Raw genomic sequence first — 16135 nt, 5'->3', positions numbered from 1 at the left:
AGTCTGGATTGCTTCGTCGCAAGGGCTCCTCGCAATGACGGGCGGAGGAACCTTCTACTTCCCCGCCCATTTCGGCGGCCGCTTCTCCGAAAACGCCTTCGGGCCTTCGATGTAATCCTGCGACGCCGCCATCGCCTTCACCGCCGGATACTCCCGCTGCTCCTCGATCGCCTGCTCCAGCGAGACGCCAAGCCCCCTCTGGATGGTCTGCTTGGACGCCCGGATCGACATCGGCGAGTTCTTGGTGATCATCTCCGCCCAGCGCAGCGCGCCCTTGAGCGCCTCGCCCTGCGGCACCACCTCGTTGACGAAGCCGAGCTCGTGTCCCTCCTTGGCGCTGACATGGCGCGCGGTGAGGATCAAACCCATGGCGCGCTTCAGGCCGATCTGGCGCGGCAGCCGGTGCAGGCCGCCGGCGAGTGCCGCAAGACCCACGCGCGGCTCGGGCAGGGCGAAGGTCGCATTCTCTGAGGCGATGATCAGGTCGCAGGCGAGTGCGATCTCGAAGCCGCCGCCCATCGCGACACCATTCACCGCGGCGATGATCGGCTTGTCGCAGTCGAAGCGCGCAGTGAGGCCGGCAAAGCCGCTCTTGTCCCAGCCGCGTTTTCCCCCGGCCGCCTGCCACTTCAGATCATTGCCGGCGCAGAACGCCTTGTCGCCGCTGCCTGTGACGATCGCGACCCACTGCTCAGCATCGGCGGCGAAATCGTCGAACACTTTCTGGAGCTCGAAATGCGCATCGGTGTGCAGCGCGTTGTAGACCTCCGGCCGCGACAGCGTGACGATCGTGATCGGCCCCTTGCGTTCCACCTTTGAGAATTTCAGATCCATCGCGCGCTCCCGCATTGTCTCGTCAAGGAATATGGGCGTCATACTACCGCGCGTCAGCGCCTGAGCACCATCGAATTGCGCGGGCACGCCTTGCGCCTCTCACACGTCTCGCCTTGCTTGACTTGCGCGCGCTCTTCTCACCTTAATCGGTCGAAGCAAAAACGCGCCTAGCGCCTTAACGCAAAACGATAAAATCAATCCGGGAGAGAACCTGTGGATTTCTCATTGCCTGCCGATCTCGTCGCCTATCTCGGAGAGCTCGACGGTTTCATCGAACGCGAGATCAAGCCGCTCGAAGAGGCCGACGACAACATCCGCTTCTTCGATCATCGCCGCGAATGGGCGCGCACCGATTTCGAGAATGGCGGCCTGCCACGGCACGAATGGGAGGCGCTGCTGCGCAAGGCCAAGGATCTTGCGGATGCCGCCGGTCATCTGCGGTTTGCGGTCTCGAAGCAATATGGCGGCAAGGACGGCTCCAACCTCTGGATGGCGGTGATCCGCGAGCACTTTGCGGCCAAGGGCCTAGGCTTGCACAACGACCTCCAGAACGAACACTCCATCGTCGGCAATTTTCCCGTCGCCACCATGCTCGACCGCTACGGCCGCGACGACCAGAAGGCGATGATCGACGGCTCGATCAGGGGAAAGTATCGCATCACGTTCGGCCTGACCGAGCCCAATCACGGCTCGGACGCCACCCACATGGAGACGCGCGCGGTGCCGGCGACGCGCGACAACGTCAAGGGCTGGATCATCAACGGCGAGAAGATGTGGACCACAGGCATGCACGTCGCCACGCATTGCGCGCTGTTCGCGCGCACCAGCGGCAATGACGGCGATGCCCGCGGCATCACCTGCTTCCTGGTGCCGGCCAAGAGCCACGGCGTGAAGGTTGAAGAGTACATGTGGACCTTCAACATGCCCACCGACCATCCTCGCGTCAGCTTTACCGACGTGTTCGTGCCTGATGATGCCCTGTTCGGCGAGGTTGGCCGCGGCCTGTCGCTGGCGCAATGTTTTGTCCACCAGAACCGCATCCGCCAGGCCGCGAGTTCGCTCGGCGCCGCCGTCTATTGCATCAACGAGAGTGTGAAATACGCGCGTGAGCGAAAGCCGTTCGGCAAGGCGCTCGCCGAGAACCAGGCGATCCAGTTCCCGCTGGTCGAGCTTGCGACTCAAGCCGAGATGCTGCGCCTGTTGATCCGCAAGACCGCCTGGGAGATGGACAAGCTCGACGAGGAGCAGATCGAGCGCACGCTCTCCGACCGCGTCTCGATGTGCAACTACTGGGCAAACCGTCTCTGTTGCGAATCCGCCGACCGCGCCATGCAGGTCCACGGCGGCATGGGCTATTCCCGCCACAAGCCGTTCGAGCACATCTACCGCCACCACCGGCGTTACCGGATCACCGAAGGCAGCGAGGAGATCCAGATCCGCAAGGTGGCGGGGTTCCTGTTCGGGTATATGGGGCCGGGGAAGCACTAGGGACTTGCACGGCTCTCGTAGGGTGGGTTAGCCGTAGGCGTAACCCACCTCTTTCGCCTTCACGAGGAGGGAGGTTGGTGGGTTGCGCGCCTCGATCGCGCTTCGCGCAATCGCAGCGCTAACCCACCCTACGCAGCCGGCCTAATTCACCCGTCGATCCTTCCCCGCCCAATACGGCTCGCGCAGCTGCCGCCGCAAAATCTTGCCTGACGGGTTCCTCGGCAGCGCCGGCAGAAACTCGACGCTCTTCGGCGTCTTGAAGCCGGCGATGCGCTCGCGGGTGAAGTTGATGATGTCGGTGGCGGTGGCCTGCTTGCCGGGCTTCATCACCACGACGGCCTTCACCGCCTCGCCCCATTTCTCGTCGGGAATGCCGATCACGGCAGCCTCGGCGACATCTGGATGATCGCACAGCGCGCTCTCGACCTCGGCAGGATAGATGTTCTCGCCGCCGGAGATGATCATGTCCTTGATGCGGTCGTGGATGTAGAGATAGCCGTCCTCGTCCATGTAGCCGGCATCACCCGTGCGCAGCCAGCCGTCGCCGCGCAGCGTCGAGGCGGTTGCCTCCGGCAAATTCCAGTAGCCTGCCATGTTGGAGCCCGATCGCGTCGCGATCTCGCCGACCTCGCGCGGCGGCAGCGGCTTGCCATCGACGTCGAGAATGGCGATTTCGACGCCCGGCAGGGCCTTGCCGGCCGAGCGCATCCGCTCCAGCCCCTCGACATGATCTTCCGGCGGCAGCGCGACGATGGTGCCGGTGGTCTCGGTCATGCCGCACATCTGCACAAAACCGCATTTGAAGATCTCGATGCACTCCTTCAGCAGCGCGGCCGGAATCGGGGAGGCACCGTAGAGCATGTATTTCAGCCGCGAGAAATCGATCGTCTTCGCGCGGGGCTGCCGCACCACGAACTGCATCGCCGCCGGCACCATGAACAGCTTTGTGATGCCCGACTGCTCGAAGAAATCCAAAACCTTGGTCGGATCGAACTCGCGCGCGATCACGCCGCGGGCGCCGTGATAGAGCCCCATCACGCCCCATCCAGAGCCGCCGATATGGAAGATCGGCATCGCCACCAGCGAGACGTCGTCGGTCGACCATCGGTTCCACTCCGGCTTGTCCGCGGCGTTGCCTGTTTGCACGAGGTTGAGGAAGTTCGCGTGGCTCAGCATCGCGCCCTTCGGCTTGCCTGTCGTGCCCGATGTGTAGAGCTGGATCGCGATATCGCGGGTGTCGATCGCCACCTTGGGATCGTCGCCGCTCTGCGCATCGCGCCAGGCCGAAAAATCCTGCCATTCCGGCGCGCCGCCCTCGGTGGTGATGACAGTGCGCACGCCCGGGAGCTGATCCCTGATCTGGTGAACCTGGGTGATGAACTCCGGTCCTGCGAACAGCACCGGCGCCTTGCAATCCGCGACGATGAAGGCGACCTCGGGCCCGGCGAGCCGCCAGTTCACCGGCGCCATCACCACGCCGGCCTTCATCGCGCCCATCAGCAGCTCGAAATAGAGATCGCTGTTCTTGCCGAGATAGGCGATGCGCTCGCCCTTCTTCACGCCCATCGCGATCAGTGCGTTGGCGACCTTGTTGGTCTTGACGTCGAATTCGGCGAAGCTGGTGAGGCGTCCTTCGAATTCATAGGCGATTGCGTTGCCGCGGATCTTCGCGCGCTCGCGCACCATGTCGGCGAGATTAGCCAATGGCTGTGTGGTGGACATGTCTCTCCCGTGACGTCTTGTTTTTATGCCGCGGAGTGTGGCGTCATCCGCGGGCAAAGACAATACGGGAGAGGCGAACGACGGTTTCGTGTCCCGGACGCGCTGCAGCGCGTAGCGCTGCTGCGCAGAGCCGGGACCCATTCTTCCCTCGTACTCGACGCGCGCTGGGCCCCGGCTCAGCAGCGCACCACGCCGAAGGCGGCGCGCTGCGCTGCGTCCGGGGCACGAGAGAATACTACCCCCGCTTGGCCCGATCCTTCTCGTTCTGCTCCTTGATCGAATCCCGCGCCTTGGTCCAGTCGTCGTCGCTCCAGTCGCGGAGCTGGTAGAAATTGCCGCCCATGGCAAGCGCCTGTGCGCCGTCCATCGCGATGGTCTCGCCGGAGATCCAGTCGCAGCCGCCGGAGATCAGGAACACGGCGACGTTCTGCAATTCCTCCATGGTGCCGACGCGGCCCATCGGATTCATCGCCTTGGTGCGCGCGCCGGCCTCGTCGCGGGGCTTGATGCGCTTGCTCATGCCCTCGGTCGGAATCTCGCCCGGCGCGATGGTGTTGAGGCGGATGCCGTAGCGGCCCCATTCGGTCGCGAGCGACATCGTCATGGCGTGGATCGCCGATTTGCTCATCGCCGACGGCACGACATAGGGCGAGCCGTTGCGCACCCAGGTCGTGGTGATCGAGACGACGTTGCCCGGTTGCTTCAAGGCGATCCAGCGCTTGCCGACCGCATGCGTCACATAGAACGTGCCGTGCATGACGATGTTGGCGACCGCGTCGAAGCCGCGCGGCGACAGATCTTCGCTGCGCGAGATAAAATTGCCGGCGGCATTGTTGATGAGATCGGTGAGGGGACCATCGCGAAAGATGGTCTCGACCATTTCCTCGACCGCGAGCGCATTGCGGATGTCGACGCCGTGGCTGGTGACGCGGCCGCCATATTGATCCATCAACTCGGTCGCGGTCTCGTCGCAGACGATCTTGCGGCGGCCGCAGATGTGCACCTCGGCGCCGAGCTGGAGAAAGCGCGCCGCCATCGACTTGCCGAGTCCGGTCCCGCCGCCGGTGACGAGGATGTTGCGGCCGGCCAGAAGGTTTTCCTTGAACATGGCTGTTTCCTCCGCAGGGATTGTCAGTTAATTGGTCGATTGACTAAATCCGGCCGTCAGCTTTGTGTAAAGCGGCACCGAACAAGAACAGGCAAGAACCAGGGGAGAATTCATCCATGGAAGAGCGCGTCTCGATTTCGATCTCGGAAGGCGTCGCCGACGTGCGGCTGGTGCGCGCGGACAAGATGAATGCGCTGGATCAGGCCATGTTCGAGGCTCTTGTTGCGGCAACCGAGCGGCTTTCGAAGGACAAAAGCGTGCGCGTCGTTGTCCTGTCCGGCGAGGGCCGCGCCTTCTGCGCCGGTCTCGACATGGGACGCTTTGCCGCCATGAAGGAGAAGGGCGGCAACGGAATTCCGGGTGGCGAAAATCGCGACCTCACCGCGCGCACGTACGGCCAGGCGAATTTTGCGCAGCAGGCGGTCTGGGGCTGGCGCCAGCTTCCGGTTCCAGTGATCGCGGCGATCCAGGGCGTCGCGTTCGGCGGCGGCTTTCAGCTCGCGCTCGGCGCCGATATGCGATTTCTTACGCCCGATGCGCGGATGTCGGTGATGGAAATCAAATGGGGCCTCGTGCCTGATATGGCGGGCACGCCGATCCTGGCCTCGCTCGTGCGCGACGACATTTTGCGTGATCTCACCTACACCGGCCGCATCTTTTCCGCGCAGGAGGCGATGGCATACGGCCTCGCCACGCGCATCTGCGACGATCCACGCGCGGCAGCCTTCGAAGTCGCGCGCGACATCGCCGGCAAGAGCCCCGATGCGATCCGCGCTGCCAAGCGTCTGCTCAACAATCTCTCGGTCGATCCGGGCCCGGCGCTGCTGGCCGAATCTGTCGAGCAGCAGAAGCTGATCGGCAGCGCCAACCAGACCGAGGCCGTACGCTCCAATCTGGAGAAGCGCGCGGCGAAGTATGTGGACTAGCACAGACCTCATCCCGAGGAGCCGCGAAGCTTTCAAACAAAAAGAAAAACAAAGATGAGCGAAACGTACCGATTCCTCGGCATCGTCTCCGGCGAGCGCCGCCGTACCCACACCGAAGTCGCAGCCCGCGCCGATCGTATCGCCTCCGGCCTCGCCAAAATCGGCGTCAAGCAAGGCGATTGCGTCTGCATGCTGATGCGCAACGACATCGCCTTCCTGGAGGCTGCCTACGCCGCGATGCGGCTGGGCGCCTACGGCGTTCCGATCAACTGGCACTTCAAGCCGGAGGAGATCAACTACATCCTCAGTGATACCGGCACATCCGTTCTGATCGGGCATGCCGACATGCTGCACGCCTTGCGCGATGCGATTCCGAAAGGCGTCACCGTGCTCAGCGTGCCGACGCCGCCGGAGATTTTGTCCAACTACAAAATCGATCCCGATCACCTGAAGGCGCCGGACTTTGCGATCGATTTCGAATCCTGGCTCGCGCAGTTCCAGCCCTATGACGGCCCGGTCGTGCCGCAGCCCATGAACATGATCTACACCTCCGGCACGACAGGCCATCCCAAGGGCGTGCGGCGCAATGCGCCGACGCCCGATCAGCAGGCCGCCGGCGAGCGCATGCGCGCGATGATCTATGGGCTCAAGCCCGGCGCCCGCGCGATCCTGCCGGGCCCGCTCTATCACTCGGCGCCGAACTCGTTCGGCATCCGCGCGGGAAAACTCGGCGGCGCGCTGGTGCTGATGCCGCGCTTCGAGGCGGAAGAGTTTCTCGAACTGATCGAGCGGTTTGAGATCGATACCATCTTCATGGTGCCGACCATGTTCATCCGCCTCATGAAGCTGCCGGAAGCGACCCGCAGGAAGTACGACGTCTCTTCGCTGCGCCACATCATCCATGCCGCAGCACCTTGCCCCGCCGACGTCAAGCGCGCCATGATCGAATGGTGGGGGCCGGTGATCTACGAATTCTACGGCTCGACCGAATCCAGCGCCGTCACGTTTGCGACCTCCGAGGACGCGCTGAAAAAGCCCGGTACGGTCGGCAAGATCTCGCCCGGCGCCGAATTGCGCTTCATCGGCGACGACGGCCGCGAACTGGGCGTCGGCGAAATCGGCGAGATCTATTCCCGCATGGCCGGGATGGCGGACTTTACCTATCACAACAAGCCGGAGAAGCGCGCCGAGATCGATCGCGACGGTTTCATCACCTCCGGCGATGTCGGTTACATCGACGAAGACGGCTACGTCTTCATCTGCGATCGCAAACGCGACATGGTGATCTCGGGCGGCGTCAACATCTATCCGGCGGAGATCGAGTCGGTGCTGCACGCCGTGCCCGGCGTGCATGATTGCGCCGTGTTCGGCATCCCCGATGCCGAGTTCGGCGAGGCCTTGATGGCAGTTGTCGAGCCGCAACCCGGCATCACGCTCGATGCCGCCGATGTCCGCGCAAGGCTGAGGACCTCACTCGCGGATTACAAGGTGCCCAAGCACATCGAGATTCGCTCGGGGCTACCGCGCGAAGACTCCGGCAAGATATTCAAACGCCGTTTGCGCGATCCCTACTGGGAGCAGGCGGGGCGGAGGATCTGAGGCTACGCCAGCTCCCCGCCGACGAACAGCAGGAACGACCGGCCCGGCACCTTGTAGATGCTGTCAAATTCAAACCGGGCGCCGGATGCGCCGTCCCCGACATTGGTGTCGAGCAACAGCGACCAGCATGGACCCGCCGAGGTGTGCGGCAGCTTGAAGTCGACCTCGCCCTCAAAACTGTTCAGGACGATCAGCACGCTATCGTCCTCGCCATGGCGCGGGATCGCGGTTTTTCGCGCGCGGCCGTCGAGGACGACGCCAAAACATTTCAACCAGCCGCTCTCCCAGTCCGCGCTCGACATTTCGCTGCCATTGGCGTTGACCCAGACGACATCGCGGATATCGAGCTGCGTGTCGTGCGCGCCGGTGAGGAAGCGGCTGCGGCGCAGGATTGGATAGTCGCGGCGGAGCTGGATCACGCGTTTGGTGAAAGCGAGCAGCTTTTGCGCATCCCCGCCCATGTTCCAGTCGAACCAGGAAATGTCGCTGTCCTGGCAATAGGCGTTGTTGTTGCCCTGCTGGGTGCGGCCGAATTCGTCGCCGCCGAGCAGCATCGGCGTGCCCTGCGAGAGCAGCAGCGTCGCCAGCATGTTGCGCTTCTGCCGCTCGCGCAGCGCGAGGACGTCCTGGTCGTCGGTCGGGCCTTCGGCGCCGCAATTCCAGGAGCGGTTGCTGGAGCTGCCGTCGCGATTGCCTTCGCCGTTGGCCTCGTTGTGCTTGTCATTGTAGCTCGCCCAGTCGTTCAGCGTGAAACCGTCATGGGCGGTGATGAAGTTGACGCTGGCCCATGAGCGCCGGCCGCCCCAGCGGCCGAAGATATCGCCGGAGCCGAGCAGCCGTGTTGCGAGCGCGGACGGCGGTGCCTCGCCGCGCCAATAGTCGCGCACCGTGTCGCGATATTTGTCGTTCCACTCGGCCCAGCCGGGCGGGAAGCCGCCGACCTGATAGCCGCCGGGGCCGCAATCCCAGGGCTCTGCAATCAGCTTGACGGTCGAGAGCAGGGGATCCTGGTCCATCGCCTTCAAAAATCCGCTCTGCTCGTCGAAGCCGTAGACCTCACGGGCGAGGATGGTGCCGAGATCGAAGCGGAAGCCGTCGATATGCATGTGCCCCGCCCAGTAGCGCAGACTGTCCATCACCATCTGGATCACGCGCGGATGGGAGAGGTTGACGGTGTTGCCGGTGCCGGTGTCGTTGATGTAGTAGCGCCGCCGGTCCGGCAGCAGGCGATAATAGCTGGCGTTGTCGATGCCCTTGAAGGACAGGGTCGGCCCGAGCTCGTTGCCCTCGGCGGTGTGGTTGTAGACGACGTCGAGGATCACCTCGAGCCCGGCGCCGTGCAGCTTCGACACCATCTCCTTGAATTCGCGCAAGGAGTTCGGCACGTCCGAGGCGTAGCGCGGGTCCGGCGCGAAGAAGCCGATGGTGTTGTAGCCCCAGTAGTTGACCAGGTTCTTTCGCAGGAGATTATCGTCGTTGATGAACGAATGGATCGGCAACAGCTCGACGGAGGTCACGCCGAGCGATGTGAGATGCGCGATCAGCTCGGGCGCGGCGAAGCCGGCATAGGTGCCGCGGAGATTTTCGGGCACATCGGGGTGCTTCTTCGTAAAGCCCTTGACGTGGGTTTCGTAAACGATGGTCTCGTCCCAATGGACGTTCTGCCGCGCGGCTTCGGCCTGCCAGTCGAAATCAGGATCGACCACGACGCATTTCGGCATGAAGGGCGCGCTGTCGCGCTCGTCGAAGGTGGTGTCGTCGCCCGTCTCCATCTTGTAGCCGAACACCGCCGGATCCCATTTCAGTGTCCCGGCGTGGGCGCGGGCATAGGGATCGAGCAGGAGCTTGTTGGGATTGAAGCGATGGCCGGCCTCGGGCTGATAGGGGCCGTGAACGCGGAGGCCGTAGAAGGTGCCGGGCCCGACGCCCGCGATGTAGCCGTGAAAGACCTGGTCGGTATATTCCGGCAGCTCGAACCGGTGCGTCTCGCGATCCCCCTCGAACAGGCAGACCTCCACCTTGGTGGCGTTGGCGGAGAAGACCGCGAAGTTGGTGCCCTGGCCGCTCCAATGGGCACCCAGCGGATAGGGCAGGCCTTCCTCGATGACGAAATCGGACATTTGAACCCCCAGGCCCCATCGGCCGCGACGGCAACGCGAATGCCTGCCGAATGTTTCAAGCGCCGTGCCATTCTGGGCGCTGCGTGCGTCAATTCAATGAAGTGAGGGGCGGTGAGGCCGGCTTGAGGGCTGGTGCCGTCCAACGAAGGTGTGTTTTCCCGCCGTTGACGACGCCCGTTCGCGGTTTTCATCGCTCTGCCCGTCATGGACATTTTCATGTCACGAGCTCCACAACATGTGGCAGATGGGATACACGTATGGGTAGAGTTATCTGATCTGCTCGGCTACGCTGTCCGCTCCTCGTTCATCTGGTCCCGATTTTCATGCCAGGGTTTCGTTCCGGCTTCTTCGAAATTCCTCATGCTGCCGTCTACATGCTGATGACGGTGACGGTCCTCGCGTCGGGACTCTGCTTTATCCAGGCAGGCGGTGCGTCGGCGCCGGCGGAGTTGCTGTACCGCTACGGCGGAATGCATTCGACCGCCATCGCCCGGCATGAATATTGGCGCCTGCTCGCCTACGGCTTCTTGCACGTCAATTTCGTCCACCTCACGATGAACATGCTGTGTCTGGTCCTGTGGGGCGCCCATCTCGAGCGGCGGGTCGGACCAGCCTACTTCCTCATCATCTATCTCTGCGCGATGGTGCTCGGCGCCGTCATCGGCAATGGTATCCATTCCACGCCCTATCTCACAGTCGGTGCCTCCGGCGCCACGTCGGGCATCCTCGGCGCGCTGCTTTGCCTGTGGATCCTCGGCAAGCTCGATTTTGGATTCGACTTCTTCGCGATCAACATCGGATTGAACATCGCGTTTGCATTCGGCAATTCGCGGATCGACTGGGGCGTCCATCTCGGCGGCTTCGCCGCCGGGTTGATCGCCTGCGCAGTGCTGGACCTTGTCGAAAAGACGAATGCCTATGTGCTTCGCTGCAAGTTTCCCGAAGCCGTGAAGGTCAATCTGGCCCTGCTTGCCTGCGTCATGGCGCTGTGGGTCTGGAGCGGTCCGGCCCAGACCATTGCCGCGGGGACTTCCGGATGGGGTCCGGTGATCATCATCGCGGTCGCATATTGTGCCGTCGTGAAGCTGGTTGATCTTGCGCTTTCCATGAAGAAGGGTCTCGCGATCGTCGTGACGGCTTTGGCTGGCGTGAACGCTGCCACCGTGATGCTTTGCGGTTGGGTTCTGGCATTTTATTGCTGGCCGCACTTGCCAATGGGATACCCTCTGCTCGATAGTCTTCTCGTCATATTCTGCCCGAACCCTGTTCTCATCTCGGCACTCACCGCGATCGGCGTCGCCGCGCTGACGCTTTTTCTCTGTGCGAACGAGATTTCGCGAGGGATCGCGGATGTTGGATTTGTCGGCAAATCGCTGCGTGCCGAACGCAGCCGGCGCCATGGACTATGACCTCTGGCGGTGTGCTATAGTGAGGGGGTCATTGACCGGCGGATATTCCCATGACCCCCGTTTCCATCCTGCTCAACATCCTCTGGATTCTCATCGGCGGCGCCTGGATGGCGGTCGGCTGGCTGATTGCGGCGGTCATCATGGCCGTCACCATCATCGGGCTGCCCTGGGCGCGGGCGGCGTTCAATATCGCCGTCTACACCTTGCTGCCGTTCGGCTCGAAGGCGGTCAACCGCTACGACGTCACCGGCATGAGCGATATCGGGACCGGCCCGCTTGGCGTCATCGGCAACATCATCTGGTTCGTGCTGGCCGGCTGGTGGCTGGCGCTCGGCCACCTCCTGACCGCGCTGGTGCTCGCGGTCACCATCATCGGCATCCCCTTCGCCTGGGCGCACCTCAAGCTCGCGGGCATCGCGCTCTGGCCGATCGGCAAGGTGATCGTGCCGGCTTAGGTCGCACTCGTGGGGTGGGTTGAGCCCTTGCGAAACCCATCATTCCCTCCGCCGAGGACGAAGCATGATGGGTTTCGCAAGGGCTCAACCCACCCCACGCGTGCTGCTTGCAGGTCGCCGCCGACTGATGACCCATGGCAGACAAAGACCACTTGGAGTAGAGTAGCGGCGCCGGATATTTTGAACGGAGCCCGAGATGTCCTTTTTCAAGGTTGGGATCGGCTTGTTGGCCGTATTTGCGGCGAGTGGATTTTGTGCGGCTCTCGCCGAAGATAATTCACTTGAATACAACCGCGTGACGGCGACCGACCTGAAGTGGAGCCCGTTGCCTTCGATGCCCAAGGGAACGCAATCGGTGGTGCTCCACGGCAATCCGGGCAAGCCTGGCCTGTATACTGTTCGACTCAAGGTGCCGGCGAATTCCAAAATGCCTGTGCACTCTCACCCTGATGAACGCGTTCGCGTTATCATTTCGGGGACATACTATTCTGCGCTGGGCGACAAGGTCGATGCATCGAAACTCCTGAGCTTTCCGCCGGGTACGTTTTCGCACGTACCGCCAAAGGTGTGGCAGTTTGCGGAAACCCGGGACGAAGAGGTGATATTCGAGATTACCGGAATTGGACCGACGGGCATCGACTATTTGAACGCCGAGGATGATCCACGAAAGCAAAAATAGCATTCGTCGACCCGCCGCACGCTTCAGCACTCGTAGGATGGGTAGAGCGCCAGCGAAACCCATCAATCGTCGGCCGGAGACGAAGCATGATGGATTTCGCAAGGGCTCCGGATCAAGACGACGAAGCCATCCCTTCTTGCAGCAACACTCTGGCTGCCGTCCGGTTAGCCTCGACGATGGCGGGATCGCGCGTTGACTGTGCGATCACGAGCGAGCCTTCGAACAGCGACAGGATCTGGATCACGGCTCGTTCGGGTTTGCTCAATGACAAGGGCTCAACGAGTGACGCAACGAAGTCGTGCAACCTGGTAAAATACGCTGCGATGGTCGCCTCCACGTCCGGGGCGTTTGCCTCGGGGCCGAATTCGGCCATTCCTTTCGCGAACGGACAGCCGCGGAACGAAGGCGCAAGGAGAGGTTGTTCGAGTGCATCGAAAACAGCGAGAACGCGCTCCAGTGGCGAGAGACCGGCGCGCCCGGTGGAGGTCGACAGCATCTGAAACCAGACGGCGCTCTTGTAGCGCAGATAGGTGGCGATGAGGTCCGCCTTCGAGGGAAAGTGCTTGTAGAACGTCATCTTGGCCACGCCGCTTTCGGCGATGATCCGGTCGATTCCGACGGAGTTGATGCTGAACCGGTAAAACAGGTCTGACGCCGTCTTCAGAATGCGCTCTCGCGGGGCGAGCACATCGAGCGGTTGGCTGTCCACGTCCACGAAATCAAGCACCGTACCCATCGATCGTCCTTACCCCAAGCCGTTTGTGCATCTAGACAGACTATTCTGTCAACAAAGGGATTGCAAAGACATACAGGTCTGTCTATAGACGGTCCGTCGCTTGGATTTCAGAGAAAGGTCTTCGGATGAGCGGAAGAGTCGTTGTTGTGACTGGCGCGAGCAGTGGTTTTGGAAAACTCACCGCCTTGGAGCTCGCAAAGCGGGGTCACACGGTGGTTGCTACCATGCGCGATGTCGCAGGAAGAAACAGCATTATTCGCGACGAGCTTGCCGGAGCGGCAAAGGCTGAAGGGCATGCGCTTGAGGTCCTCGAGATGGACGTCGCCGACGAACAATCCGTCGAGGCCGCGATCGCGGATGTCATCCTCCAGCACGGCAGGGTCGATGCCCTGGTTAACAACGCGGGAATGATGCCCGTCGGCGTCACGGAAGCCTATACGGTCAAGGATATCGAAGCGCAGTTCGCCGTGAACTTCTTCGGCGCCGTTCGCACCGATCGCGCCGTTCTGCCGCACATGCGGGCCGCCGGCAGCGGCGTGCTCATCCATGTCACGTCGTTGATGGGGCGGGTGATCTTCCCGTTCTTCGGTGTCTATTCCGCCAGCAAGTTCGCGCTCGAAGCCCTCGCGGAAGCCTACCGCTACGAGCTTTCGAGCTTCGGGGTCGACTCGGTCATCGTCGAGCCAGGCCCATTCCCCAGCAACCTTCTTCCATCCAGCCCCGAACCCTCCGACCACGCCGTGCTGAAAACCTATGGCGATGTCGCGGCGATCCCGGGTCAGATCAAGGCGCACTCCAACGATGGCAACGATCCGCAGAATCCGCCTCAGCCCCAGCGCGTCGCGAATGCGATCGCGCAGCTGGTCGAGGCTACGGAACGGCGGCCTCTGCGGACGGTCGTGATGCCCGAAGGCATGGATTTCGGTGTCGAGCGGCTGAATGAGGCCGTCGCCCCGATCCAGAACGATCTCCTTCGCGCGCTCGGCATGGCGAGCATGATTTGACGGGAAGACGACGATGAGCACACCCTACAGCTCGTAACGCGTAGGATGGGTTGAGCCCTTGCGAAACCCATCAGCCGTCCGCCGGAGACGAAGCGTGATGGGTATCGCAAGCGTTCAACCCATCCCGTGCGTGCTTGCGGACCTGGGCAGCCGCGGCTTCCTTGATAAACCCGTTTCATTCTCCGGTTCTTGAGTGCAAGGTGCTGCGCGACGGGCTCTCCCGACAGGATGATCACATGAAGCGGCGCGAGTTCGTCTCATTAGCCGGCAGCGCCGCTGCCGTTTGGCCGCTTGCAGCGTGGGCGCAGAAGCGGGCGATGCCGGTCGTTGGATTCATCAATGGTACATCGCCGCAGGGATATGGCCACTTCGTCGCGGCCTTTCGCCGTGGGCTTGCCGAAGCCGGCTACATCGAGGGCCAGAACGTCGCGATCGAGTACCGGTGGGCGGAAGGCCATTACGAGCGTTTGCCGGCATTGGCGGCTGATCTGGTCGACCGGCGCGTAGCCGTGATTGTCGCGACAAGCACCCCCGCGAACCTCGTGGCAAAGCAGGCAACCACGCAAATTCCCATCGTCTTTACCACCAGCAGCGATCCGGTTGAGCTGGGGCTGGTTGCCAGCCTGGACCGGCCGGGAGGCAATGTGACCGGCGCGGTCACGTTGAACGTGGAGGTGGTTTCGAAGCGGCTGGAGTTGCTCCATGAGCTGGTCCCGACCGCGAGCGTTGTTGCTGCATTGGTCAACCCGGTCAATCCGAACGCCAAAACCCAGTCCAAGGCGTTGGAAGCCGCGGCTCGCAATATCGGACTGCGGCTTGAGTCCGTGAGTGCGACGACTGAAAGCGAAATCGATACAGCGCTTGCACAACTTGATGAACGACAGATAAGAATTCTTCTCGTCGATACGGATGGTTTTCTATTCAGCCGGCGCGCTCAACTCGTCGATCTGGCGAAACGCTACGCAATTTCCACGATTTTCGACCGACGCGAGTATGCCGAGGCGGGAGGGTTGGTGAGCTATGGCGGAAGTGTTGAAGATGTCTACCGTCTGGCTGGCACTTACACGGGCCGGATCCTGAAGGGTGAGAAGCCGGCCGATTTGCCGGTCGTCCAATCCACGACACTTCAGCTGATCGTCAATCTCAAGACCGCCAATGCGCTCGGCATTACCGTGCCGATGTCACTGCTCGCGCGCGCCAATGAAGTGATCGAATAGAGGTTCGTAGGATGGGTTGAGCGCCAGCGAAACCCATCAAGCCCGTCCGCGGATGACGAAGCGTGATGGCTTTCGCAAGGGCTCAACCCATCCTGCGCGCTACGCGCGCTGCTGTCCGAACGTTGATAGAGCCTTGTCGGTTATCTCCCTCACAAACCGATGCTTTGCTTTGCGAAAGCCCTCGATGTTCTCGCCAAATTCGGCCGCGAGCGATTTCTTCAGGCTTCCGTACGCGGCTGCGATTTCTGGGTGTAAGCGCAAGTAGTCGCGAAAGAGCAGGAAGTCTCTCCAGCGGGGGTTGGAGTGCTCCATGACGTGAAGATGGTGCGTCCAAGGTCCAGGCATCCCCTTCCGAAAGAACAGTTCACCGGGCAACCACGCTTCGTACTCGGGAATGTAGCTGTATCCAAGCTGCACGAACGGCCTCACAAACGTGGACCTCGCCTGCGACAAGTTTTGGATGCCGATCAAAATGTCGATAATCGGCTTGGCGGCTAGGCCGGGCACTGACGTACTGCCCATGTGTTCGATCTTGAGTGCCGGACCGACCACAAATCGTAAGCGGCTGCACTCCTGCTCGAAAAGAACCGGCCAGTGGGGATCATAATCACGCACCTCGATGGCGCCCCCTCCGTACCTCTCCATGCTGATCCTCGATGCAAGCTGCCCTTCTCAACCGCCCCATTAAGACAGACCGCCGCCTCTGTATGTGATCCGGGTCACCGCAATGCGCGGCGTTTCCTGCTATGCGGGTCAGCTTGTAGCCAAAGTAGGCGCACACAATTCCTCGCGTTGCCCGACGAGGCTGGGCAAGAATGTTGGATTTCGGGAGTTGATG

14 protein-coding genes are annotated in these 16135 nt (G+C 62.1%); 8 read left to right on the top strand and 6 right to left on the bottom strand.

Annotated features, from left to right (window positions below):
* Window positions 1-54 precede the first annotated feature (54 nt).
* Window positions 55-834: an enoyl-CoA hydratase-related protein gene (locus IVB29_RS05465; protein WP_247502378.1), complete on the bottom strand. Its 780-nt coding sequence runs from the start codon at window positions 832-834 to the stop codon at window positions 55-57.
* Window positions 835-1047: 213 nt separating this feature from the next.
* Here IVB29_RS05465 and IVB29_RS05460 point away from each other — a divergent pair, with 213 nt between their 5' ends.
* On the top strand, window positions 1048-2322 hold the full coding sequence (locus IVB29_RS05460) for an acyl-CoA dehydrogenase family protein (RefSeq protein ID WP_247502377.1): 1275 nt from the start codon (window positions 1048-1050) through the stop codon (window positions 2320-2322).
* 141 nt (window positions 2323-2463) lie between these two features.
* On the opposite strand, the gene IVB29_RS05455 is transcribed toward IVB29_RS05460, so the two are convergent.
* Entirely contained in the window at window positions 2464-4044 is a 1581-nt protein-coding gene (locus tag IVB29_RS05455) for a fatty acid--CoA ligase (protein ID WP_247502376.1), read from the bottom strand.
* A 235-nt stretch (window positions 4045-4279) separates the two neighbouring features.
* Window positions 4280-5152 carry an SDR family oxidoreductase gene (locus IVB29_RS05450; RefSeq protein WP_247502375.1) on the bottom strand — a complete coding sequence of 291 codons (873 nt, stop codon included), beginning with the start codon at window positions 5150-5152 and terminating at the stop codon, window positions 4280-4282.
* Window positions 5153-5268: 116 nt separating this feature from the next.
* Between IVB29_RS05450 and IVB29_RS05445 the strand changes: the two genes are divergently transcribed.
* Together IVB29_RS05445 and IVB29_RS05440 are read left to right on the top strand one after the other, a co-directional pair.
* Window positions 5269-6078: a crotonase/enoyl-CoA hydratase family protein gene (locus tag IVB29_RS05445; RefSeq protein WP_247502374.1), complete on the top strand. Its 810-nt coding sequence runs from the start codon at window positions 5269-5271 to the stop codon at window positions 6076-6078.
* Between the two features lie 54 nt (window positions 6079-6132).
* Complete coding sequence (locus tag IVB29_RS05440) at window positions 6133-7677, top strand: acyl-CoA synthetase (protein ID WP_247502373.1); 1545 nt, start codon at window positions 6133-6135, stop codon at window positions 7675-7677.
* 2 nt (window positions 7678-7679) lie between these two features.
* Here the strand turns inward: IVB29_RS05440 and glgX are convergent, their stop codons facing one another.
* The gene (gene glgX, locus IVB29_RS05435) at window positions 7680-9797 is read right to left on the bottom strand and encodes a glycogen debranching protein GlgX (RefSeq protein WP_247502372.1); all 2118 of its coding nucleotides are present in this window, start codon (window positions 9795-9797) and stop codon (window positions 7680-7682) included.
* Between the two features lie 323 nt (window positions 9798-10120).
* Here glgX and IVB29_RS05430 point away from each other — a divergent pair, with 323 nt between their 5' ends.
* The 3 genes from IVB29_RS05430 to IVB29_RS05420 all read left to right on the top strand — a co-directional run bounded on the left by IVB29_RS05430 (window position 10121) and on the right by IVB29_RS05420 (window position 12340).
* Window positions 10121-11206: a rhomboid family intramembrane serine protease gene (locus IVB29_RS05430; RefSeq protein ID WP_247502371.1), complete on the top strand. Its 1086-nt coding sequence runs from the start codon at window positions 10121-10123 to the stop codon at window positions 11204-11206.
* 50 nt (window positions 11207-11256) lie between these two features.
* Window positions 11257-11661, top strand: a complete 405-nt coding sequence (locus IVB29_RS05425) for a YccF domain-containing protein (protein WP_247502370.1) — start codon at window positions 11257-11259, stop codon at window positions 11659-11661.
* Between the two features lie 196 nt (window positions 11662-11857).
* Window positions 11858-12340, top strand: coding sequence for a cupin domain-containing protein (locus IVB29_RS05420; protein ID WP_247502369.1), 483 nt, complete (start codon window positions 11858-11860; stop codon window positions 12338-12340).
* A 112-nt stretch (window positions 12341-12452) separates the two neighbouring features.
* On the opposite strand, the gene IVB29_RS05415 is transcribed toward IVB29_RS05420, so the two are convergent.
* Complete coding sequence (locus tag IVB29_RS05415; RefSeq protein ID WP_247502368.1) at window positions 12453-13076, bottom strand: TetR/AcrR family transcriptional regulator; 624 nt, start codon at window positions 13074-13076, stop codon at window positions 12453-12455.
* Window positions 13077-13201: 125 nt separating this feature from the next.
* Between IVB29_RS05415 and IVB29_RS05410 the strand changes: the two genes are divergently transcribed.
* Window positions 13202-14080 (top strand): SDR family oxidoreductase, encoded by an 879-nt coding sequence (locus tag IVB29_RS05410; protein WP_247502366.1) that lies wholly within the window; start codon window positions 13202-13204, stop codon window positions 14078-14080.
* A 236-nt stretch (window positions 14081-14316) separates the two neighbouring features.
* A complete protein-coding gene (locus IVB29_RS05405; RefSeq protein WP_247502364.1) occupies window positions 14317-15297 on the top strand; it encodes an ABC transporter substrate-binding protein in 981 nt (326 codons plus the stop codon).
* 99 nt (window positions 15298-15396) lie between these two features.
* Here IVB29_RS05405 and IVB29_RS05400 read toward each other — a convergent pair whose 3' ends face one another.
* A complete protein-coding gene (locus IVB29_RS05400) occupies window positions 15397-15942 on the bottom strand; it encodes a GrpB family protein (protein WP_247502363.1) in 546 nt (181 codons plus the stop codon).
* Window positions 15943-16135: the final 193 nt, after the last annotated feature.

Origin of the sequence: Bradyrhizobium sp. 1, from assembly GCF_023073315.1 — a bacterium.
In the GTDB taxonomy this organism is placed as follows: Bacteria; Pseudomonadota; Alphaproteobacteria; order Rhizobiales; family Xanthobacteraceae; genus Bradyrhizobium.
Note: the sequence above shows the minus strand (reverse complement) of the source record. Positions and strands in the feature narration are given on the sequence as shown.

Coding starts and splice junctions, on each gene's coding strand:
- IVB29_RS05465 (WP_247502378.1), bottom strand. CDS start 834: ATGGATCTGAAATTCTCAAAGGTGGAACGCAAGGGGCCGATCACGATC.
- IVB29_RS05455 (WP_247502376.1), bottom strand. CDS start 4,044: ATGTCCACCACACAGCCATTGGCTAATCTCGCCGACATGGTGCGCGAG.
- IVB29_RS05450 (WP_247502375.1), bottom strand. CDS start 5,152: ATGTTCAAGGAAAACCTTCTGGCCGGCCGCAACATCCTCGTCACCGGC.
- IVB29_RS05445 (WP_247502374.1), top strand. CDS start 5,269: ATGGAAGAGCGCGTCTCGATTTCGATCTCGGAAGGCGTCGCCGACGTG.
- IVB29_RS05440 (WP_247502373.1), top strand. CDS start 6,133: ATGAGCGAAACGTACCGATTCCTCGGCATCGTCTCCGGCGAGCGCCGC.
- glgX (WP_247502372.1), bottom strand. CDS start 9,797: ATGTCCGATTTCGTCATCGAGGAAGGCCTGCCCTATCCGCTGGGTGCC.
- IVB29_RS05430 (WP_247502371.1), top strand. CDS start 10,121: ATGCCAGGGTTTCGTTCCGGCTTCTTCGAAATTCCTCATGCTGCCGTC.
- IVB29_RS05425 (WP_247502370.1), top strand. CDS start 11,257: ATGACCCCCGTTTCCATCCTGCTCAACATCCTCTGGATTCTCATCGGC.
- IVB29_RS05420 (WP_247502369.1), top strand. CDS start 11,858: ATGTCCTTTTTCAAGGTTGGGATCGGCTTGTTGGCCGTATTTGCGGCG.
- IVB29_RS05415 (WP_247502368.1), bottom strand. CDS start 13,076: ATGGGTACGGTGCTTGATTTCGTGGACGTGGACAGCCAACCGCTCGAT.
- IVB29_RS05410 (WP_247502366.1), top strand. CDS start 13,202: ATGAGCGGAAGAGTCGTTGTTGTGACTGGCGCGAGCAGTGGTTTTGGA.
- IVB29_RS05405 (WP_247502364.1), top strand. CDS start 14,317: ATGAAGCGGCGCGAGTTCGTCTCATTAGCCGGCAGCGCCGCTGCCGTT.
- IVB29_RS05400 (WP_247502363.1), bottom strand. CDS start 15,942: ATGGAGAGGTACGGAGGGGGCGCCATCGAGGTGCGTGATTATGATCCC.